Origin of the sequence: Micrococcus sp. TA1, assembly GCF_014199555.1 — a bacterium.
In the GTDB taxonomy this organism is placed as follows: Bacteria; Actinomycetota; Actinomycetes; order Actinomycetales; family Micrococcaceae; genus Citricoccus.
Window position 1 is genome coordinate 73,597 of the sequence record NZ_JACHNW010000004.1, and the last position, 20,690, is coordinate 94,286.

Genomic DNA, 20,690 nt, shown 5'->3' on the forward strand with positions numbered 1-20,690 from the left:
CGGCTCACATCCTGAAGACGCCGTAGCCCGGCGCCGGGGTTGACGGATCGGGGGACCGCATGACCACGTCGAGCGCGAGGCCGACGACGTCCCGGGTCTGGGCGGGCTCGATGATCCCGTCGTCCCAGAGCCGTGCGGTGGAGTAGTAGGGGCTGCCCTGGTGTTCGTACTGCTCACGCGTGGGCCGTTCGAACTCGGCCTGCTCCTCGGCGCTCCAGGTGCCGCCGCCGGCCTCGATCTGGTCGCGGCGGACGGTGGAGAGCACGGAGGCGGCCTGGGGCCCGCCCATCACGGACACCCGCGCCCCCGGCCAGAGCCACAGGAAGCGCGGGGAGTACGCCCGGCCGCACATCGAGTAGGTGCCGGCGCCGAACGACCCGCCGACCACGACGGTCAGCTTGGGCACGGAGGTGGTGGCCACAGCGTTGACCATCTTGGCGCCGTGCTTGGCGATGCCGCCGGACTCGTACTCCCGCCCCACCATGAACCCGGTGATGTTCTGCAGGAACAGCAGCGGGATCTTCCGCTGGTCGCACAACTCGATGAAGTGGGCCCCCTTGAGGGCGGACTCGCCGAACAGGACGCCGTTGTTGGCCAGGATGCCCACCCGGTGCCCGTGGACGCGGGCGAAGCCGGTGACCAGGGTGGTCCCGTACTCGCGCTTGAACTCGTGGAAGCTGCCGGCGTCGATGGTCCGGGCGATGATCTCCCGCGCGTCATAGGGCGTGGTCAGCTCCACGGGGACCACGTCGGTGAGGGTCTCCGGGGACTTCTCCGGCCCGGTCACCGCGGCCGGTTCGTAGGGCAGGGCCGGGCTGTCGGGCAGGGTGGCCACGATGTCCCGCACGATCTGCACCGCGTGCTCGTCGTTCTCGGCCAGGTGGTCGGTCACGCCGGAGACCTTCGAGTGCACCTCACCGCCTCCGAGGTCCTCGGCGGTGACGACCTCTCCCGTGGCGGCCTTCACCAGCGGGGGACCGCCGAGGAAGATGGTGCCCTGGTTGCGCACGATCACGGTCTCGTCGCTCATCGCCGGAACGTAGGCGCCGCCGGCGGTCGAGGAGCCCATGACCGCGGCGATCTGCGGGATGCCGTCCCGGGACATCCGGGCCTGGTTGTAGAAGATGCGGCCGAAGTGGTCCCGGTCCGGGAAGACCTCGTCCTGCATCGGCAGGAACGCGCCGCCGGAGTCCACCAGGTAGATGCAGGGCAACCGGTTCTCCGCGGCGATCTCCTGGGCCCGCAGGTGCTTCTTCACCGTGATCGGGTAGTACGTCCCGCCCTTGACGGTGGCGTCGTTGGCGACCACCATGACGTGACGGCCGTGGACCAGTCCGATCCCGGCCACCACTCCCCCGGACGGGGCGTCGCCGCCGTAGAGCTCGAACCCGGCCAGCGGGGCCACCTCCAGGAAGGGGCTGCCCTCATCCAGCAGGGCGTCGATGCGGTCCCGCGCGAGCATCTTGCCGCGGGCCAGGTGCCGCTCGCGCGAGGCCTGGGGACCACCGAGCGCGGCGTCGGCACGCCGCTGTCTCAGCTCGGCGATCAGGTCGGGGTACGTGGTCGACATCAGCAGGAGCCGCCCTTCGGGAGAACGTTGTCGGACTTCTCGTGTGGGCCACGCCTCGTCGGTCACGAGCGCGGCCCGGAATTCAGGTTACTGGTCTCTAACTGAAATTGTCTATCATTGATCCAGACCAGTCGACGGGGAGGACATCATGACCGCAACCTGGAGGGCCACCCAGAAGGCGAACCGGCGGGCCGCGCTGATCCGCTCGGCCGCCCACCTGTTCGCCGAGCGCGGCTTCGCAGCCGTGTCCACCGGGGAGCTCGGTGAGGCCGTCGGCATGAGCGGACCGGCCCTGTACAAGCACTTCTCCAGCAAGGACGCCCTGCTGGCCGAGATCCTCGTGGACGTCTCCGAACGGTTGCTGGCCGGTGGGCGGGAGATCCTCGACAGCGAGCGCGAGCCCGGCGAGACCCTCGAGCGGCTCATCCGGTTCCACCTGGACTTCGCCACCTCGGATCCGGACGTCATCCGTCTGCAGGACCGCGAGCTGCCGGCCCTGGCACCCGAGGACAACCGGCGTGTGCGCCGCCTGCAGCGCGAGTACGTCCAGTCCTGGGACGGGCCCCTGGCCGGGCTGCGCCCGGACCTCGACGACGGCGAGCGCCAGATCCGCCTGATGGCCACCTTCGGCCTGCTCAACTCGACCCCGCACAGCGCCGGGGGACCGGCACGCACACCCGCGGCCCACCGCCCGGACGGCGCACCCGGCGCACCCGACGCCGACGGGGCGGGCGGGTCAGACGCCCCCGACGGGACGGACAGGTCGGACGGGTCGGAGGGATCCGACGTCATAGACGTCCTGGCATCGATGGCCTGGCGGGCCCTGACCGGTTGACCGCCTACCCTGAGCCCATGCCCTCCTCCGCCCAGCACCGCTCCGATGCACCGACGACCCCGGGAATCCCCCGGGCGGCCACGGTCCTGCTCCTGAGGCCCGGTACGGGCTCCCCGGCCCCGGAGGTCTTCACCATCACCCGGCACACCGCCCTGGCCTTCAGCGCGGGGGTCTCCGCCTTCCCCGGCGGGCGCATCGACGCCGCCGACGAGCTGCCGGCGGACTTCTGGGCCGGCACCGACCTGGTCGACTGGGGCCACCGGCTGCGACTGGAACCGGACACCGCGGGGATGGTGCTGGCCGGCGTCGTGCGCGAGACCTTCGAGGAGACGGGGGTGCTGCTGGCCCGGCACCGGGACGGGCGCCCGGTGGACGGCGGCACCCTGGCCGGGCTCCCGGACGATGCCCGCCGACGGGTGGAGGACCACGAGCTCGACTTCGCCACCCTGCTGGCCGAGCACGGCCTCCAGCCGGACGCCGGTGGACTGCGTGCACTGTCCCGCTGGGTCACCCCGGAGGGCGAACCCCGGCGCTACGACACCTACTTCTTCCTGGCCGCCCTGCCCCACGGGCAGGAACCGGGCACCCTGTCCTTCGAGGGCGCGGACAGTCGGTGGACCACCGCGACGACGGCCCTGCAGGACTTCCGCGCCGGCGTCCACCAGCTGATGCCGCCCACCTGGGCCCAGTTCCGTGCCCTCGCCGGGGCCCCCGACCTCGACTCCGCGCTGGCCATCGGCGGCACCCTCGCCCCCGTCCAGCCGACGGTCGCCAGCCGGAAGCCGCGCCGGATCATCGACTTCCCCGGCCACGAGGACTTCGCCCGCGACCTGGCCGCCGGGAGTTCCACGTCCGGCCCACCGGCGTGAGGCGCTCCGGAATGCACCGGCCTACCGCTGCCGCGTGCCCAGTCCCGGCTCCAGGAGCATCCTGATCCTGCGGTAGAGGTTGCGGCTGCTGATGGGGACCACGACGGCCCGGTCGACCTCCCTGACCACCTCGGCGTGTGACACGCCGTCGATGTTCAGGAAGAGCAGCGGTGCCTTGTCCGGTCCGGCCTGCAGGCTCCACACCAGCAGGCCCCGTCCCCGGAGGGACTCGGGCAGGTCGTCCGCCTCGACGGGGGAACCCTCCGCCAGCCGGGTCATGACCGAGGACATCACGGTCACGTCCCGGTCCAGGACGGGCCAGGTGGGGCCGGCGCCGACCCAGGCGGCGATCACCGCTGCCTCCGTGCCCGACTGGACCATGTCCAGCGTCTGGCGGTCGGCGAGGGGCTGTTCCGGGCCCGTGGCCCATTGGGCGGCCGCATCCGGGCCCGCCAGGACGGTCGTCCCCCCGCGGTCTCCACGCCACGCCTGCAGGATGCTCGTCCGGGATCCCCGCCGTGTGATCACGCGCACGCTGGCCTCGGCGTCCCGCAGGGGCGCGACCACGGTGGAGCCGGCCGGGGTCACCCTGCCGCGCTCATCGCACAGGTGCGCGTCCTGGAGTGCCTGCAGCTGGCGGGCATAGGTGCCGCGCTCGAGGCGGCCCAGGCCCCGGCCGGAGTCCATCAGGCGACGCAGCAGTTCCACCTGGTCCCGGTCGAGGACGGGGCCCTCCGAGACCCAGGACTGCCGGCGGTTGAGGTCGTCGAGGCGTTCCACGGGTTGCCCGCCGGAGTCCGTGAAGCCGGCGGCGGGCGTCGGCGCCCGGTCCGGGACCCAGGCGTAAGCGGGTGCATCGAGCGCCACGGCGTGCTCGGGGTACTCCACGGAGGACAGGATGTCACCGACGGTGCGGTCCAGCGCGGGCACGTCCGCCTCGGCGACCGTCACCGTCAGCCCGATGCTGTATCCCTCGACCACGGTGCAGGCGTGGGTGAAGTGCAGGTGCATCCCGCCCTGCGTGGCCGTGGCCTCCACGCGCCGCCCGCCCCTGAACTCGTCCACCGACAGCACGTGGAGGTCCGGGTACAGGACCGACCACGTCGCGATGTTCACCGTGGACAGCTGGGTCATGGTCCCCGGAAAGTCGTGGACCGTCAGCACGGCCGAGGGCGCGAGGAGTCCCTCGCGGGACGGCCCGCGCAGGACCCGGGACACCCCCGGCATCGCGACGTCGGCCGTCACGTCGGTCCAGTCGGCCGGCACGCTCCACCGGACGCCCCACTGCTCCAGTGCGAGGGCGGACTCGGCCGCCATCAGCGCCTCCCCACCGAGGAGCCCACAGCCTGGTGTCGATACCACTCCGGTCGCCAGCGATCAGGCAGGACGTGGCTGACGATCATCCCGACGACGATGCCCGTGATGAGCACCGCGATGGATGCCACCTGCATCCAGGACGAGCCCCCGGCCTGCGCGAGGCCCAGCAGGATCCCGCCGATGAGCGAGGTGACGGAGTAGACCGCCAGGGTCAGCAGCCCCCAGTGCGGCCCCCAGAGGGTGAGCGGGGGGTGGATGGCCATCCACCCGCGCCAGCTCCCCCGATAGGCTCGCGCGCTCATGACACCGGACCACAGTGCCGCCAGGCAGAAGATCCCCGTGATGGCGATCGCGATCATCTGGTTGTCCGACAACTCAGCCTCCCCAGAAGTTGTTCCAGGCGTTCTTCACGCCATCGGCGAAGCCCTCGCCGTCCGTCCAGTTGTCAATGGTATTGCCCAGGATCTCTCCACCCCAGCCACCTGCGATACCACCGGCCACGCCCCCGATGATGCCGCCGACCACGGTCCCCACCGGGCCACCGACCATGGTGCCCACGGCCGCACCGGCGGCCGCGCCGCCCCAGGCGCCACCCGCGGAGCCCAGGAAGGAGCCACCGGCACCGAGCGTGGCCGACTTGACCGCGCTGCCGGTCTGCTCTGCCGTGGTCATCCCCGGGTTCTCGACGAGGTCCTGGTTCCATTCCTCGGAGTAGTTGCCCCATGCCGACAGGACGACGTCCGCCCCCTCCAGGAAGCGGCCGCCCCACTTCGCCCATCCGGGCGGGTTGGGCAGGTCGGCCGCGATGACGACCGGGGTACGCGTCTCGACCCTCGTCTGGGTCAGGTCGAGTTCCGTGTACCGGAGCCTGCTGCCGTCCGCGAACTCGATCTGGAGGTCGGTGTACCGCACCGACGTGACGGTGATGGTGTCCACGACGTCGAAGGTGAACCTGTGGACCCGGTGCCCCTCGAGGGCCTCCTGGACCAGGGCGCTGGTGGCGCCGGCCTCCGGGCCCGCGAACTGCCCGGGGGTGTACGGGGTGTCCGGGTTGACGGCCCTGATGTTGTGAGCGCACTGCTCCTCCAGCTCGGCCATCTGCTGCGCGACGGCGTTGACCGCGCTTTGGGCCTCCTGCTCGTCGGCCACGTCGGCGTAGCAGGCCAAGGCCCCCGCGACCGCACTGTCATAGGCGTCCTTCAGCCCGTCCATCGCATCGCAGTAGGCATCGATGGCCAGGTAGACCGCCCGCGTCCCGGACCTGCCGGCATCGCCGTAGTCGACGACGGGGTCGGCGGCAGCATAGACAGTGCCCATGTCCAGGGTGTCCGACGTGATGTACCCGTTGGCCTGGATGTCGCCCCAACTGGCCTTGACCTCGTCCGCCCGGTCGGAGATCGCCTTCCCCGCATCCCTGATCCCCTGGGCGGCCGCCCGCAGTGCTCCCGTGTCGGGGAAGGCGGGCAGGCCGCCGAGGTCGACACTCACTGGGCGTCCTCCCAGCTCGAGGGGACGTCCGAGATCTCGCTCCGGGCGTCCGCCGCCATCTGCTCGTTGCCGTCGATGAAGGCGTTCACCATCTTCTGGCCCTCGTTGACGATGTTGGTGCTGCGCCAGTGGGCCATCGTCGCCACGGGCGCGAGGTAGCCGTCGTGGACCTCCTGGAGGGCACCGGCGATCAGCGTGCTCTGGCACTCTGCCGCGGTGCCCTCCACGGCGGTGCGCAGATCGGTGATGAGCGCTTCGAACTCGCCGGCATGTGTGCGGGTCGCCGCTATGACGCCGTTGGCGCCGTCCTCATCCACCCGGTAGTCAACCATGGTGTCCACCCTCCCATCCTCGGCACGGCCTCACCGGCCCCACGACTCTCGACAGTCTAGGAACGGTCCGCCCCGGCCGCGATGGGGAGTTCTCCCCATCCTCCTGCCGTGCACCCGCCTGGCGCTCCGACGGGCCCGCCCCGGCCCGCGGGCGCGGGGGCGCGAGGCGGCGATGAGCCCCCTTGTCAAGGAATGACACTTTTGGCCCCATCCGAACCTGCCAGAAGCGATACAAGGCTCGTTCAGCGCGAGATATCACCTTTCTGACCATTGTGAAGATGGGGTGAAATTTTCCGCCGATCTCCACCCCACGGGGGCTTGCCGCGGTCAAGACTGGTGGTCAACGAAGCGATCCACATCACTTCGACCGCCACAGTCCACACCCGACTCGCAGGAGAGCCGACATGGAACCGAACACCCCCGCATCCGCCGAACAGCTCCAGCACGACTGGGACCACAACCCCCGGTGGGCCAACACCGAGCGCACCTTCACCGCTGAGGACGTCGTCAAGCTGCGCGGCCGCGTCCAGGAGGAGCACACCCTGGCCCGCCGCGGTTCCGACAAGCTCTGGGAGCAGCTGACCACCGAGCACGCCGAGGGCAAGTTCACCAACGCCCTGGGGGCCCTCACCGGCAACATGGCCGTCCAGCAGGTCAAGGCCGGATTGCGCGCCATCTACCTCTCCGGTTGGCAGGTCGCCGCTGACGCGAACCTCTCCGGCCACACCTACCCGGACCAGTCCCTGTACCCGGCCAACTCCGTCCCGGCCGTGGTGCGCCGCATCAACAACGCCCTGATGCGCGCCGACCAGATCGAGTTCTCCGAGGGCATCCAGACCGTCGAGGACTACCTGGTCCCGATCGTGGCCGACGCCGAGGCCGGCTTCGGCGGCCCGCTGAACGCCTACGAACTGATGAAGGCCATGATTGCCGCCGGTGCCTCCGGGGTGCACTGGGAGGACCAGCTGGCCTCCGAGAAGAAGTGCGGTCACCTGGGTGGCAAGGTGCTGATCCCGACCGGTCAGCACATCCGCACCCTGAACGCCGCCCGCCTGGCCGCAGACGTCTCCGGCGTCAACTCGGTGGTCATCGCCCGGACCGACGCGGAGGCCGCCACCCTGATCACCTCCGACGTGGATGAGCGCGATGCCGAGTTCATCACCGGTGAGCGCACCGCCGAGGGCTTCTACAAGGTGCGCAACGGCATCGAGCCCTGCATCGCCCGCGCCAAGGCCTACGCCCCCTACTCCGACCTGATCTGGATGGAGACCGGCACCCCGGACCTGGAGCTGGCCAAGAAGTTCGCCGAGGCCGTCAAGTCCGAGTTCCCGGACCAGATGCTCTCGTACAACTGCTCCCCGTCCTTCAACTGGCGGAAGAACCTGGACGACGAGACCATCGCCAAGTTCCAGCGCGAGCTGGGGGCCATGGGCTACACCTTCCAGTTCATCACCCTGGCCGGCTTCCACGCCCTGAACCACTCCATGTTCGACCTGGCCAAGGGGTACAACGAGCGCCAGATGTCCGCCTACGTGGAGCTGCAGGAGCGGGAGTTCGCCGACGAGGCCCGCGGCTACACCGCCACCAAGCACCAGCGCGAGGTCGGCACCGGGTACTTCGACGCCATCTCCACCGCGGTCAACCCCGACAGCTCCACCACGGCGCTGGCCGGCTCCACCGAGGCCGGACAGTTCCACTGATCCCCACCGCGGCCGGCCTCGCGCCGAGCTGACGCACCGGTGGCGGCCGGGCCCTCCCGGCCCGGCCGCCACCTGCCTTCCCCACCGGACCCGAACACCAGCCCGACGCCGACGCCCCACCGACAGGCGCCGCCGTCGCCCTCCTCTCCCCTCACCAGCCCGGGGCACAGCAACCACTTTTCCTCCGGCCCCCGCCTAGGGCGGAACGGCCACACTCCCAAGGAGACCACCATGTACCCCACCGACCAGCCCATCACCCTTAACGGCGTGACGATCACCGGACCCCACCTGCCGCGGCAGGAGGAGATCCTCACCCCGGACGCCCTCGAGTTCCTGGCCGTGCTGCACCGCCGGTTCAACGGCCGCCGCGCCGAGCTGCTGGCCCGGCGACAGGAGATCCGCGAGCGCATCTCCCAGGGGTGGACCCCGGACTTCCTGACCGAGACCCGTTCCATCCGTGAGGACGAGTCCTGGCGCGTCGCCCCGCTCTCGCCCGGGCTGAAGGACCGCCGGGTCGAGATCACCGGCCCGGTGGACCGCAAGATGACGATCAACGCGCTGAACTCCGGGGCGAAGTGCTGGCTGGCCGACTTCGAGGACTCCTCCTCGCCGTCGTGGTCGAACGTGCTCAACGGCCAGGTGAACCTCAAGGACGCCATCCGCCGCAAGATCGACTTCACCTCCCCGGAGGGCAAGGAGTACAAGCTCGGCGGCGTGCAGCTGGTGGACCGGCCGACCATCATCGTCCGTCCCCGCGGCTGGCACCTGGACGAGGACCACCTGATGGTGGACGGCGAGCCGATGTCCGGGTCGCTGGTGGACTTCGGCCTGTACTTCTTCCACAACGCCAAGGAGCTGCTGCGGCGCGGTATCGGTCCGTACTTCTACCTGCCCAAGACCGAGAACCACCTCGAGGCCCGGTTGTGGAACTGCGTGTTCGTGGTGGCCCAGGACCACCTCGGCATCCCGCAGGGCACCGTCCGCGCCACCGTGCTGATCGAGACGATCACCGCCGCGTTCGAGATGGAGGAGATCCTCTACCAGCTGCGCAACCACGCCGCCGGCCTGAACGCCGGACGCTGGGACTACATCTTCTCCATCATCAAGAACTTCCGGGACCGCGGCGAGGAGTTCGTGCTGCCGGACCGGGCGGACGTGACGATGACCGCCCCGATGATGCGCTCCTACACCGACCAGCTGGTGCGCGCCTGCCACAAGCGCGGCGCCTCGGCGATCGGTGGCATGGCGGCCTTCATCCCGAACCGCCGTGACCCGGAGGCCAACGAGATGGCGCTGGCCAAGGTGCGCGAGGACAAGACCCGCGAGGCCAACGACGGCTTCGACGGCTCCTGGGTGGCCCACCCGGACCTGGTCCCGGTGGCCATGGAGGTCTTCGACGAGGTGCTGGGCGACCGCCGCAACCAGATCCGCTCCGCCAAGCGCGAGGACGTGACCCCGGACGCCCAGGGTCTGCTGGCCGTCTCCCAGACGCCCGGGGAGATCACCGAGAAGGGCGTGCGCACCAACATCGAGGTCGGCATCCGCTACGTGGAGTCCTGGCTGCGGGGCAACGGCGCGGCCGCCATCCACAACCTCATGGAGGACGCCGCCACCGCGGAGATCTCGCGTTCCCAGATCTGGCAGTGGATCAACGCCGGTTCCACGGCACGGTTGTCCGACGGCGGCACCCGCACCGTGACCCGCGAGTGGGTCCAGGAACTGATGGACGAGGAGTTCGCGGCCATTGAGCGCTCCGAGGGGGACCGCTTCGACGACGCGCTCGCCGTGTTCGCCGGATCCGCCCTGGCCGAGGAGTTCCCGGACTTCCTGACCCTGCCTGCCTACCGGCAGTTCCTCTCGGCCAACGCCCCGGCGCGGCAGGAGATGGCGGGCGCCACCGCCTGACCCGGCCCGGCGCCCGCACCCCGGCACGCGGCGGCCGGATCCGCCCCTCTGGACCCGTGATCATCGGGACCCGGGGGCGGATCCGGCCGCCGCTCCCCTGTCCGGGGGGATGCGTCGTCGGACCGTGCCATGGCCGGCGGGCTGCGTCTACCCTGTGCGTCATGGACATGAAGATCGAGCTCGTGGCCCTGCCGGTCACCGACGTCGACCGGGCCAAGGGCTTCTACGTCGACCAGGTGGGGTTCCACGCCGACCACGACCACGTCATCTCCCCCGACCTGCGCTTCGTCCAGCTCACCCCGCCGGGATCGGCCTGTTCGGTGGCCCTGGGCGTGGGCATCACCGAGATGGCCCCGGGCTCGCAGAAGGGCCTCCAGATGGTCATCGCGGACGCCGACGCCGCCCGGGCCGAACTGGTGTCCCGGGGCGTCGACTGCAGCGATGTCGACGAGCAGCCCTGGGGCCGGTTCGTCTACTTCGCCGATCCCGACGGGAACACCTGGTCCCTGCAGCAGATGCCACCGGGATCCTGACCTTCCCCCTATTCAGCCGCGCCTTCCGCTCACCGGTCTCGCCCGGGGATGCCGTTTCCGTGCCCCCGGGAACGTGGTGCAGACTGGAGGCCCGACCTACTTACAGGAGGACGTATGAGCACCGAACCCGTCAACCCGGAGGTCCCGGACGAGGACCGTCTCGACGAGCCGCAGACCCAGTTCAGCGAGAACGAGAAGTCCTCGCGCGGCCCGGAGACCGAGGAGGAGCTGGACGAGCAGGTCGAGGACACCTTCCCGGCCTCTGACCCGCCGGCCAACTACTGAGCGCCACCCCGCCTCACGCGAAGGGCCCCGGAGACCAGGAATGGTCTCCGGGGCCCTTCGCGTGAGTCAGTAATTGGCCGGGGGGTCGGAGGCGGGAAAGGACTCCTCCTCCCATTCGTCGGCCCGGGCGTCATCGGCATCGTGACGCCTCTTGGCCTCCGCAGCGGCCTCCCGGGCCTCCTCGGCGGCGGCACGCGCCTCCTCAGCGGCCTCCCGGGCCTCCTCGGCAGCTGCTCGGGTCTCCTCCGCTGCCTCCTGGGACGGGGCTCCCGCGGGGGCTTCGTCGGGATCACCAGGGGTGCGTGGTTCGGTACTCATGGGGCCTCCTGCTCCGGCATGATGGATGCTCGGAGGATACTCCCGACCCCCCGGGCAGGTCAGGGGCTCAGCGCCCGTCGATCGGATCACCGTCGCCGTCCAGGGCGTCGGCGATCAGGTCACGCGCCTCCCCGGTGACGGATCTGCGGGACAGCAGCCAGGCGGCGATGGTGGCCAGCACGACCAGGACCGAGGCGCCGGCCGCGGTGAGCGCCAGCGACGCCGACTGCAGCCCCGAGCCGTCGGAGCGCCCGACGGCGATCCACGCCAGCCCCCAGGCGGTCGCCAGCGCCGGGGCGAACCGGCCACCGTCGTAGAGCGCCGTGGCCGTGGCGATCAGCGTGGCGACCACCACCAGGATGGTCGCCCAGACGACCGGCCCCAGCGGCGCACCGGTCCAGCCGAGGGACGCCAGCCATGCCGCCGTGTTGGCCAGGGTCGCCACGGTGACCCAGCCCAGGTAGAGCCCCTGGACGCCGTCGAGCAGGATCCGCTCGGTCCAGCGCGCGGCGGATCCCCGGGACGGGGCGGCGGTCCCTCCGGCACCGACCGCCGTCGCCGGCGGGTCGGCTTCGCGGTAGCGTGCGGACTCCAGGATCACGAGGACCCGGCACAGGCAGGCCAGCAACAGGACGATGACGAGCACGCTGACGGCCAGCCAGCCGGCCTGCACGACCCAGATCCAGGCCGAGTTCAGGACGACCCCCGCGAGGATCCACGGCCGTGCGGCGTTGTGCCGGGGGGTGTCCGCGGCCGGGAAGAACTGCCAGATCCCGTAGCCCACGAGGCCGGTGTAGATGACCGACCAGATGGAGAAGGCGGGCCCGGCCGGGGCGATCCAGGTGCTGTCCGCCGTCAGCCAGCCGTCGGCGGCCTCCACGATCGGGGTCCCGCCGATCGCGCCGGAACCGACGAAGGCGCTGACGATGGCGAGCACGATGACCACCGCCGTCGCGGTCTGACCGGTCCGGGTGGCCAGGGCACCGGCCGCGCCGGGGGCGCGGGCCGGCCGGGCAGGTCCGTGGGCGGGGGCGGTGCTCATGAGCCGCCCCCCGGGCCGGCGCCGGACGGTGCCGCCCCGGCCGTCACGACGCCGGCTCCCCCGGCCCGCTCGTCCTCGACGCGCCCGGGGTCCGGCCAGCGCCAGTCCTCGAGTCCGGCCCGCTCGGTGTCCGTCAGCGGCCGGGATGATCCGTCACCGGTGATCACCACCATCACGGCGTCCACCGTGAACACGGGCCGGTCCTGTTGGACGCCCTGGTGGCGCAGGGTGAAGGAGCTGGTGCCCACCCGGAGCACCCCCACGCGCACCTCGAGCGGGGTGCCGTAGTGAGCCGGGCGGTGGTAGTCGATGACCTGCCGGGCCACCACGCGTCCGCCCACGGACTGGGACTCCGCCACGGAGTCCGGGCCGTCCACGTGCATCTGGAAGCGGACGCGCGCCTCCTCGGCCAGGGTCACCACGCGCGCGTTGTTGATGTGGCCCAGCAGGTCCTGGTCGGACCACCGCAGTTCCAGGGGGATGGGCAGGTATCTCTCGGTCATGGCGTCCTTTCGGGGTCGGCGCCGGCCCCTTCCGCAGACGGGTGCCGTTACGGGCCTGTGGACAGCGTACCGAGGGCGGCCGCCGTGCGGTCCAGGACTCGGGAACGCTGACCGCCGGCACCGTCGGCCAGCCCGGCCGCGACGTCCCGGACGGCCTGTGCCCCGCCGGCCACGAACACGTACTCCGTGTTGCGCAGGTGGGACACGGCGCCCACCTTCTTCCCGGCCGGGTTGTGGATGCCGATCTGGGCCCCCACGTACCTCTTGGAGTCGAAGGCGAAGACCTCGACCGCCTCGTGCCCGGAGTCCCGCAGCATGCCCGCCATCTGTGGGACGGTGATCCAGGACTCGTCGTTGTAGGACAGGATCACGGTCCTCGCCCGGATCCGGGACAGCACGTCCGCGAGCGCTGCCGGCATGGTGCGCCGGGAGTTGAACACGCTGCGGGTCTCGTCGTCGCGCACGTCCACCCGCTTGCAGGCCACCCCGTAGTGGTCGGGGGCGTCCCACCGGACCAGGGTCTCCCACACGTGGTAGTTCGCGAAGTACCGATGCTGGTTGTAGGGCGGGTCCACGTAGCAGAGGTCCACCGCCGGCAGCATGCCCACGGTCTGCATGACGTCCCCCGTGACCGAGGCCCCGGGCCCGTCCAGCAGCACCGGCACCCGCAGTTCCAGGTCCCGCATCGACCGCGGGGCCCAGTCCTTCAGGTACGCCATCTGGATCCCGGTGGTGGAGTCCACCCGGTCGGCGGCCTCCAGGAGCGAGGTCAGCAGGACGGGGTACAGGTCCGTGCCCGCGTGCTCGTCCTCGATCCGCTGCCGGATCGCGTCGATGCGCATCCCGTTCTTGGGCTGGAAGTACCTCGCCTGCTCGCAGAAGGTCTCGGTGACGTACCCGCGCACCGGCGGCGTGGCCTGGAGGTCCGCGAGGACCGCGGCGAGGTGCTCGCGGTCCACGGCCCGCGCGTCGGTGGCGATGTAACAGCCGGCGAGCACGCCGGTGTAGGTGGCCCGGTCCGCGGCCGTGGTGTGGATGCCGCGCCGCTTGAACTCCTGGGCCACCCGGGTGGTCCCGGAGAACAGGTCGACGGCGGTGCGCGCCCCGGCCGCCTCCGCCATGGCCCCCAGGACCGGCACCAGGACCCGCTTGGAGCCCAGGTACTTGATCATGACCTCGAACCTAGTCCACCGCGCCGCGGTGCCGGCGGAGGTCGAGCATCGCGGCGATCCCGGCCAGCAGGACCACGGCGACCCACAGGGCTCCCAGTCCCCAGGCGAGATAGGCGAAGGCACCGATGGCGGATCCGAGGGCGATCGCCGCCCACAGGGCCAGGAACCGCAGCCAGACGACCCGGTTGCCCCCGGTCAGGGCCAGCGCCAGGTGCTGTCCGGTCTTCACCAGGGTCCCCGTCATATAGGTCAGTCCCACCGTCACCTCGCCGCCGCGGGTGAAGGTGCCGTTGACGGCACCCATGCCGGCGGCCACCGCGGGAGGGACGGCCACCCTCAGCACCGGGACCAGGGACATCAGGGCCGCGAGCAGCAGGAACGCCATGGACACCCAGACGGCGGTCGACCGGGGCCCGGCAGGCTCCGGCCGGTCCCCTCTCGAGGAGCGCAGGTGCACGGCCAGGGAGGACATCACCACGCCGGCCACGAAGAACGCGACGAGACCCATGGCCTTCGCCCAGGCCAGCGGGTCCCCCTGGGCGATGTCGGCGCCTGCCCGGGTCGAGTTCCCGGACATGAACGACACGAAGTACCCGCCGAGGTGGATGAAGGCCACCCCGTCCACGAAGCCGGCCGTGGCGGTCAGGATCCCCGCGAGCACCCCTTCCCGGGGCGTCAGTGATCCCGCCAACGGCCTGCTCCCTTCTGGTCGACGACTCGACTTTACCGGGGACGGGTGGGTTAGATGTGGAGGAACGATGGAACAACGAGAGGACGTACCGTGCCCATCAAGGACCCGATCGACGCGACACTGGAGGCTGCCGACGCCCCGGCGCCGGACAGCGACAAGAAACCGGACAGTCCTCCGAAGTTGAACGGCGCGAGCCGGAAGTACGCCCTCAAACGGGCCCTCAAGGAGTTCGGATCCGACGGCGGCACCGACCTGGCCGCCATGCTGACCTACTACACGGTCCTGTCCCTGGCCCCGGCACTGCTGGCGATCTTCTCCATCATCACGCTCGTGCTGGCCAACAACGCGGAGACCGTCACCGCCCTGGTGGAAGACCTGGTGAAGCAGTACGTCCCCGCCGACTACCAGGCGCTGGTGGTCAACCTGGTGGAGACGATGACCAGTTCGGCCAGCGGAGGCGTGATCGCGCTGATCATCGGTATCGCCACGGCCCTGTGGTCGTCCTCGGCCTACGTGAAGGCCTTCTCCCGCTGCATGAACACCATCTACGGCGTCGAGGAAGGGCGCGGTTTCGTGAAGCAGGTCGTGTCCATGCTGCTGGTCACCCTGGTCCTGCTCGTCGGGGTGGTGCTGATCCTCGTCTCCCTCGCCCTGAACGAGGCCCTGGTGTCCGGGGTGCTGGGCCCCCTCGCCGAACCGCTCGGCCTCACGGACATGCTGCAGTTCCTGACCCAGACCTTCCTGCCCGTCTGGGCCTGGGTGAAGTGGCTCGTCATCCTGGCCCTGGTGATCGCCATGATCGCCGTCCTGTACTACTTCACGCCCATCGTGAAGCAGCCCAAGTTCACCTGGGTCAGCATCGGCGCCGTCGTGGCGATCGTCGGCATCGGCCTGGCCGGTGTCGCGCTGTACATCTACTTCAGCTTCTTCGCCGGCTACAGCTCCTACGGGGCGATCGGCACGGTGATGGCCCTGCTGTTCGCACTCTGGATCTTCAACATCGTCCTGTTGCTCGGCGCCGAGATCGATGCCGAGATGGAACGCGCCCGCCAGCTCCAGGCGGGCATCCAGGCCGAGGAGATGATCCAGTTGCCCCCGCGCAGCACGGACAAGGTGGAGAAGGCCAGGGAGGCTCGGGACAAGCTCGAGGCCGACGGCCGCGTCCTCCGGCTGGCCTACGGCGGGGAGTCGGATGACAAGAAGGAGTGATGCCCCGTCCTGAGGGGTAGGGTCCCGCCCCGTCCGGCGGGACCCGGCACCACGACGGCGGCCCGGTACCCGGTGCAGGACCGCTGCGCCGGGTGCCGGGAGGGGGTGCGCCTGCTGCCGCTGGCGATTCCTCTCAACCTCGGCCTGACGCGCGGCATCGGCCTGCCGATGCCGGCGTTGAGCAACCGGATGCGCTCCGTGCGCCCGCCCACCTCCGCGTCGATGGTGTCCCCGTCGATGACCCGCGCCACGGTGGCCTGATCGCGGCCGTACCCTCGCTCCGGTCCGTCATAGTGCCGGTGCACAATGCAGCCATGGCCGAGACGACGAACCAGCCCGCCACACCCGCCAAGACGACGGCCCAGAAGCTCTTCATCAAGCCCGGAGACGTCCTGTACCTGGGCGGGGGCCACCAAGGCCTGCACGCCCTGCTCGACCCGATGCCCGCGGACGTGCTCGTGACCCAGGAGATCGGCGAGGCCACCGCCGTCGTGCTCTTCGCCCAGGACCAGCGCTCGCTGGACGGCGTCCTGGACGACTGGCTCGAACCGGCCCTCGGCGCACGGGTGCTGTGGATCGGCTACCCCAAGGGCGGGCGCTCGGACATCAACCGGGACTCCATCTGGAAGGACCTCCAAGGGCGCGGGCACACGCTCAACGCCAACGTCCCGCTGTCCGGGGAGTGGTCCTCGGTGCGCGTCAAGACCACGCCGGCGCGATAGCGGCGGTTCGTCCCACCGGGCGCGGCGGCCCGCAGCGGACGCCCCCTGGCCGACTCGTAGACTGGGGGCACGCTGGCCTGCACTCGCCGGTCCGCGCTCCGACGACTCAGGGAACTGTACCCATGCGCCGAATGTCCGATCCCGCCTACGTCACTGAAGCCCAGAACAACCTGCACGCGGAGAACATCGCCCCGATCACCCAGCTCTGCGAGTCGCTGAAGGACCCCGACAAGGGTCCCGTACCGTACGTCGACCCGGGATACGACGTGGACGAGGCCCGGATCCTCGTGCTCACGGCGGCCCCCGGACCGGGCACCGCCTCCGGGTTCCTCTCCCACGAGAACGACGACGACACCTCCGAGCGCCTGCTCCGCGTCTTCCAGGGCGCCGGACTGGCACCGCGCTATGCCGTCCCATGGACCGTCCACCCCTGGACCCAGGACGACTTCGCGATCAACCTCACCAAGGACCAGATCGCCGCGGGCGTGAAGCCCTTCAACCGGTTCCTCAAGCTGGTTCCCCGGGTCGTGGCCATCATGGCCCACGGCGGGGAGGCCCAGAAGCTCATCAAGGCCTTCTCGGCCACGATCGGCGGGACCATCCTGGACAGCAAGGCGATCAAGGTCTTCCCCCTGCCGGCACTCCACGCGCAGTCCGCGACCAGGAAGCAGACCCCGGAGGAGGCCGAGGAGCAGATGACCGAGGCCTACGCGCAGGCCATGCGGCTGTGCGGCATCCGCCCGCTCGTCTCGGGGAACTGACCACACGACAAGGCCCCGCAGGCCACAGGCCTGCGGGGCCTCCCGTTCCCGGAACCGGGTTCCCGGTGTCACCTCACGGCGACGCCGGTCCTCCCGTTCCGCAGTATCAGACGCGCAGGTGCGCCGGGGTCTCGTCCGAGACCGGATCCAGGACGAAGTCGTAGTCGACCTGGACGCCGTCGCCGTCCGCGGCCGGCTTCGGGTCGAGCATCAGCTCGGGCTTCACCGCAGTGGCGATGTCGTCCTCGTTGTGCGGATCACCCGGGAAGTACAGCTGGGCGGTCAGCAGCTCGTGGCCGGGGGCCGAGACCTTCAGGTGCAGGTGCGCGGGCCGCCAGGCGTGCCAGCCGGCGGCGGCGATCAGCTGGCCGCAGGCGCCGTCGGTCGGGATCTGGTACGGGGCCGGCTGCAGGGACCTGATCGCGAAGTAGCCCTCCTCGTCGGCGATGAAGGTGCCGCGCAGGTTCCAGTCCGGGATGCCGGGGGCGAACTGGGCGTAGAAGCCGTCCTCGTCCGCGTGCCACAGCTCGATCTTGGCGTTCGGCAGGGGCTTGCCCTCGGTGCTGGTGACCTGGCCCTGGAAGAGCATCATGGTGCCCTTCTCGTCCGGGCGCATGTCGATGGTGGCGGGCTTGCCCTTGCCGGTCTCGTGGCGCGGGGCGTCCGGGATGTAGTACGGCCCCTCGATGGAGCCCTTGTTGCCCTCACGGTGCTCCGTGGCGACCTCCTCCACGGAGTGCTCCAGCCACACGTCCAGGAACAGCGGCCACTCGCCGTCCTCGCCCACCTTGATCAGCCAGGCCTTGAGGGCGTTGAACTCGGGGTAGGTGACCTTCTTCTCGAGGATGATGTCGTTGGCGGCCTGCACGAGGGCCGAGGCCAGCTCGTTGACACGGGCCTGATCGGCCTCGACCGCCGCGGTCTTCCCGGACTGGCGGAACCGGTCGGTGGCCGCGGCGCCGGAGGCGGCTGCGGTGGCTTGCTCCTGGGGGGTCATGGTTTCTCCTTCATCGTGGTGCATCGGTGGTGGGGATCACGTCGTCCGCGCCGTGCTGCCGGTCACATTGTTGCGTCCAGCCTATGGATGGCGCGGGTCAAGCGGAAAGTCTGTTTACGTCACCATTGAGACGCCAAGGGTGTGAATCCGGCTGACTAGCGGTCGGTGCGGTATGTGCTGAGCTTCTCGTCGTCGATCTCGGCCCCGACGCCGGGCAGGTCCCGTACCGCGATGCGGCCGTCCGTGATCGTGATCGGCTCGGCCAGCAGGTCGTCGCTCATGTCCAGGAAGTTGGACAGCTCACCGGCCCGGCGCGAGGTGGCCTCGTGGGCGGCACCGAAGGTGACGGTCGCCAGGGAGCCGACCTGCGTGTCGATCTGGTTGCCCATCGTCACGTCCACGCCCAGGCCCGTGCACAGCCCGAGGATCTCGGTGGCCTCGGTGAAACCGGATCGTGCCGTCTTGATGCAGATGGCGTTGCAGCCCCCGGAGAGCAGCTCGCGGGACGCGTCCCCGGCCGTCGGCACGGACTCGTCGCCCACCACGGGGATCGGAGACTTCTCCACGAGACGGCGCCGGCTCATGGCCTCCTTCGCGTCACAGGGCTCCTCGAGCAGGGTCAGCCCGAGCCCGGCCGTCCCCTCGAGCACCTGCATGGCCTCGTTGGCCGTCCAACCGCGATTGGCGTCCAGGTAGATCTCGACGTCACCCCCCAGCCCGTCCCGCAACACGTGGCAGGCCTCGATGTCGAGGGCCAGGGGGCGCCGGCCGACCTTGAGCTTGAACGTGGTGATGCCGTACTCCTCGCCGAACCGCTGGGCCTCCTCGAGCAGCTCCTGTGCCGGCCGGAAACCGAGCATGTGGCTGACGCGCATCGAGTCCGTCCAGCCCCCCAGCATCTTGTGCACCGGCATCCCCAGGGCCTTGCCGGCCAGGTCCCACAGGGCGATGTCCACGGTGCCCTTGGCCACCTGGTTGTTGATGGTCCGGCGCATGACGGCGTGGACCTTCTCCCGGTCGAAGGGGTCCAGCCCGATCACCTGGGGGGCGAAGATCTCCTCCACCACGTTCTTGATGGACACCTGGGTCTCGCCATAGGTGTAGGGCCGCGGCGGGGCATCCGCCACGCCGACCAGACCCTCGTCCGTGTGGATCCGCACCAGGACATGGTCCGCCGTCTCCACCGCCCCGGAGGCGAACTTCAGTGGGTGGGTGTACGGGATGGCGTAGGGAATGGCCTCGATGCCGGTGATCTTCATGGTGCCTCCTCGGCGACTGGGTGGGATGACGGGGCGGTCTGCTGGTTCGCCGGGGACCGCCGGACCTGCTCCACGGCCCGGTGGGCGAGGGCCCGGAAACCCGGGATGAGCAGCGACCGGCTCCCCCGCTTCCAGGCCAGGGCCAGGCCGACCTCGGGCCCCTCGGTGAGTTCGCGGTACACGACGGGCGAGGCGGAGGTGGCGCGGCGGGCGCCATCGGGCACCAGGGCCAGTCCCATGCCCGCGCCCACGAAGGCCAGCAGGGTGGAGGTCTCGGTGGCCTCCTGCACGACGCGCGGCCGGAAGCCGGCCTTCCGGCAGGCCTCGAACGACACGGTGGCGACGGCGGAGGCCGGCGGGTACCCCACGAATTCCTCCCCGGCCAGCGCCGAGAGCGCCAGGGGGCCGCTGCCGGCGGCCAACGGATGCGCGGGGGGCAACGCCACGACCAGCGAGTCGCCCTCCAGCGGGTCCAGCACGACCTCGGCGGACTGGACCGGGGGCCGCAGCACGGCCACGTCGAGGCGGTTCTCCAGCAGGCCCTGCTCGATGTTCGGGGTCAGCATCTCCCCCATCACGTGCAGCCGCACACCGGGCAGCTCCTGGCGGGCCAGCTGGACGACGGCCGGCATCACCCGGTAGGTGGCCGAGCCGACGAACCCGATGCGCAGCACGCCCGCCGCCCCGGCCCCCACCTCCTGGACGTCCTTCTTGAGGGATTCGACGTCCGCCAGGATCTGGCGGGCGCGCTCGAGCATGAGGCGGCCGGCCTCGGTCAGGTCGACCTTGCGGGTGGTGCGCTCGAGCAGCTGCGTCCCGAGACTGGCCTCGAGCTGCTTGATCTGCTGGGACAGCGGAGGCTGGGCCATGTGCAGGCGGTCGGCGGCGCGGCCGAAGTGCCGCTCCTCGGCGACGGCCACGAAGTAGCGCATCTGGCGCAGGTCCACGGCGCCTCCTTTCATACTGGCCATCCCGGGGCATCTTCACGGGTGGACGAGTGTCCATTCGCCCGGTGGTACCGGTCCAGCGTAGGGATGGCCTCCATCACAGGGGAAAGACCGGTTCGCCCTACTTTAGGACGATAAGCCTCTCAATGCGCGTGGAATGTGTACTTCACGGTCGTCATTCATCCCAGTACGGTGTGACGGTTCACCGATTCAGACGTGGCAGATCCCACTCCAT

General features: G+C 70.5%; 23 protein-coding genes. 10 read left to right on the forward strand and 13 right to left on the reverse strand.

The features are described 5' to 3' along the window. Positions 1–4: 4 nt before the first annotated feature. Positions 5–1,570, reverse strand: coding sequence for a carboxyl transferase domain-containing protein (locus GGQ69_RS14810; protein ID WP_183529924.1), 1,566 nt, complete (start codon positions 1,568–1,570; stop codon positions 5–7). A gap of 148 nt (positions 1,571–1,718) precedes the next feature. Here GGQ69_RS14810 and GGQ69_RS14815 point away from each other — a divergent pair, with 148 nt between their 5' ends. After that, a complete protein-coding gene (locus GGQ69_RS14815; protein WP_183529926.1) occupies positions 1,719–2,405 on the forward strand; it encodes a TetR/AcrR family transcriptional regulator in 687 nt (228 codons plus the stop codon). Between the two features lie 17 nt (positions 2,406–2,422). Continuing rightward, entirely contained in the window at positions 2,423–3,274 is an 852-nt protein-coding gene (locus GGQ69_RS14820) for an NUDIX hydrolase (RefSeq protein ID WP_183529928.1), read from the forward strand. 21 nt (positions 3,275–3,295) lie between these two features. Here GGQ69_RS14820 and GGQ69_RS14825 read toward each other — a convergent pair whose 3' ends face one another. From GGQ69_RS14825 to GGQ69_RS14840, 4 genes are read right to left on the reverse strand one after another with little or no spacing between them, the layout of a single operon-like run. Continuing rightward, on the reverse strand, positions 3,296–4,591 hold the full coding sequence (locus GGQ69_RS14825) for a hypothetical protein (RefSeq protein WP_183529930.1): 1,296 nt from the start codon (positions 4,589–4,591) through the stop codon (positions 3,296–3,298). Then, positions 4,591–4,965: a hypothetical protein gene (locus GGQ69_RS14830; RefSeq protein WP_183529932.1), complete on the reverse strand. Its 375-nt coding sequence runs from the start codon at positions 4,963–4,965 to the stop codon at positions 4,591–4,593. The genes GGQ69_RS14825 and GGQ69_RS14830 overlap by 1 nt, the downstream gene beginning before the upstream one ends. Before the next feature lies 1 nt (position 4,966). Next, the gene (locus GGQ69_RS14835; protein WP_183530059.1) at positions 4,967–6,079 is read right to left on the reverse strand and encodes a hypothetical protein; all 1,113 of its coding nucleotides are present in this window, start codon (positions 6,077–6,079) and stop codon (positions 4,967–4,969) included. Continuing rightward, positions 6,076–6,411: a DUF6507 family protein gene (locus tag GGQ69_RS14840; protein ID WP_255459786.1), complete on the reverse strand. Its 336-nt coding sequence runs from the start codon at positions 6,409–6,411 to the stop codon at positions 6,076–6,078. The genes GGQ69_RS14835 and GGQ69_RS14840 overlap by 4 nt, the downstream gene beginning before the upstream one ends. A gap of 404 nt (positions 6,412–6,815) precedes the next feature. Here GGQ69_RS14840 and aceA point away from each other — a divergent pair, with 404 nt between their 5' ends. The 4 genes from aceA (at position 6,816) to GGQ69_RS14860 (ending at position 10,834) form a co-directional block, all read left to right on the forward strand. Beyond that, positions 6,816–8,111, forward strand: a complete 1,296-nt coding sequence (gene aceA / locus GGQ69_RS14845) for an isocitrate lyase (protein WP_183529936.1) — start codon at positions 6,816–6,818, stop codon at positions 8,109–8,111. A 231-nt stretch (positions 8,112–8,342) separates the two neighbouring features. Further along, the gene (gene aceB, locus GGQ69_RS14850) at positions 8,343–10,016 is read left to right on the forward strand and encodes a malate synthase A (protein WP_183529938.1); all 1,674 of its coding nucleotides are present in this window, start codon (positions 8,343–8,345) and stop codon (positions 10,014–10,016) included. A gap of 161 nt (positions 10,017–10,177) precedes the next feature. Next, a complete protein-coding gene (locus tag GGQ69_RS14855; protein ID WP_183529941.1) occupies positions 10,178–10,549 on the forward strand; it encodes a glyoxalase superfamily protein in 372 nt (123 codons plus the stop codon). Between the two features lie 114 nt (positions 10,550–10,663). Beyond that, on the forward strand, positions 10,664–10,834 hold the full coding sequence (locus tag GGQ69_RS14860) for a hypothetical protein (RefSeq protein ID WP_183529943.1): 171 nt from the start codon (positions 10,664–10,666) through the stop codon (positions 10,832–10,834). A gap of 66 nt (positions 10,835–10,900) precedes the next feature. Here the strand turns inward: GGQ69_RS14860 and GGQ69_RS14865 are convergent, their stop codons facing one another. The 5 genes from GGQ69_RS14865 to GGQ69_RS14885 all read right to left on the reverse strand — a co-directional run bounded on the left by GGQ69_RS14865 (position 10,901) and on the right by GGQ69_RS14885 (position 14,560). Continuing rightward, on the reverse strand, positions 10,901–11,152 hold the full coding sequence (locus tag GGQ69_RS14865) for a hypothetical protein (protein ID WP_183529945.1): 252 nt from the start codon (positions 11,150–11,152) through the stop codon (positions 10,901–10,903). Positions 11,153–11,219: 67 nt separating this feature from the next. After that, positions 11,220–12,194 carry a tryptophan-rich sensory protein gene (locus GGQ69_RS14870; RefSeq protein WP_183529947.1) on the reverse strand — a complete coding sequence of 325 codons (975 nt, stop codon included), beginning with the start codon at positions 12,192–12,194 and terminating at the stop codon, positions 11,220–11,222. Continuing rightward, positions 12,191–12,697, reverse strand: a complete 507-nt coding sequence (locus GGQ69_RS14875; protein WP_183529949.1) for a thioesterase family protein — start codon at positions 12,695–12,697, stop codon at positions 12,191–12,193. The genes GGQ69_RS14870 and GGQ69_RS14875 overlap by 4 nt, the downstream gene beginning before the upstream one ends. Before the next feature lie 47 nt (positions 12,698–12,744). Next, positions 12,745–13,869 carry a DNA adenine methylase gene (locus GGQ69_RS14880; RefSeq protein WP_183529951.1) on the reverse strand — a complete coding sequence of 375 codons (1,125 nt, stop codon included), beginning with the start codon at positions 13,867–13,869 and terminating at the stop codon, positions 12,745–12,747. Positions 13,870–13,879: 10 nt separating this feature from the next. Beyond that, a complete protein-coding gene (locus GGQ69_RS14885; protein ID WP_255459781.1) occupies positions 13,880–14,560 on the reverse strand; it encodes a YoaK family protein in 681 nt (226 codons plus the stop codon). 90 nt (positions 14,561–14,650) lie between these two features. Here GGQ69_RS14885 and GGQ69_RS14890 point away from each other — a divergent pair, with 90 nt between their 5' ends. From GGQ69_RS14890 to GGQ69_RS14905, 4 genes are all read left to right on the forward strand, one after another. Beyond that, positions 14,651–15,769 (forward strand): YihY/virulence factor BrkB family protein, encoded by a 1,119-nt coding sequence (locus tag GGQ69_RS14890; RefSeq protein WP_183529953.1) that lies wholly within the window; start codon positions 14,651–14,653, stop codon positions 15,767–15,769. A gap of 105 nt (positions 15,770–15,874) precedes the next feature. Continuing rightward, positions 15,875–16,030: a hypothetical protein gene (locus GGQ69_RS14895; protein ID WP_183529955.1), complete on the forward strand. Its 156-nt coding sequence runs from the start codon at positions 15,875–15,877 to the stop codon at positions 16,028–16,030. Between the two features lie 53 nt (positions 16,031–16,083). Continuing rightward, positions 16,084–16,491: a DUF3052 domain-containing protein gene (locus GGQ69_RS14900; RefSeq protein ID WP_183529957.1), complete on the forward strand. Its 408-nt coding sequence runs from the start codon at positions 16,084–16,086 to the stop codon at positions 16,489–16,491. A 131-nt stretch (positions 16,492–16,622) separates the two neighbouring features. Next, positions 16,623–17,252, forward strand: a complete 630-nt coding sequence (locus GGQ69_RS14905; protein ID WP_183529959.1) for a hypothetical protein — start codon at positions 16,623–16,625, stop codon at positions 17,250–17,252. A 106-nt stretch (positions 17,253–17,358) separates the two neighbouring features. Here the strand turns inward: GGQ69_RS14905 and catA are convergent, their stop codons facing one another. The 3 genes from catA to GGQ69_RS14920 form a co-directional block, all read right to left on the reverse strand. Then, positions 17,359–18,249: a catechol 1,2-dioxygenase gene (gene catA / locus GGQ69_RS14910; RefSeq protein WP_010144050.1), complete on the reverse strand. Its 891-nt coding sequence runs from the start codon at positions 18,247–18,249 to the stop codon at positions 17,359–17,361. Between the two features lie 155 nt (positions 18,250–18,404). Beyond that, positions 18,405–19,508 carry a mandelate racemase/muconate lactonizing enzyme family protein gene (locus tag GGQ69_RS14915; protein WP_183529960.1) on the reverse strand — a complete coding sequence of 368 codons (1,104 nt, stop codon included), beginning with the start codon at positions 19,506–19,508 and terminating at the stop codon, positions 18,405–18,407. Further along, positions 19,505–20,455 carry a LysR substrate-binding domain-containing protein gene (locus GGQ69_RS14920; protein WP_183529962.1) on the reverse strand — a complete coding sequence of 317 codons (951 nt, stop codon included), beginning with the start codon at positions 20,453–20,455 and terminating at the stop codon, positions 19,505–19,507. The genes GGQ69_RS14915 and GGQ69_RS14920 overlap by 4 nt, the downstream gene beginning before the upstream one ends. Positions 20,456–20,690: the final 235 nt, after the last annotated feature.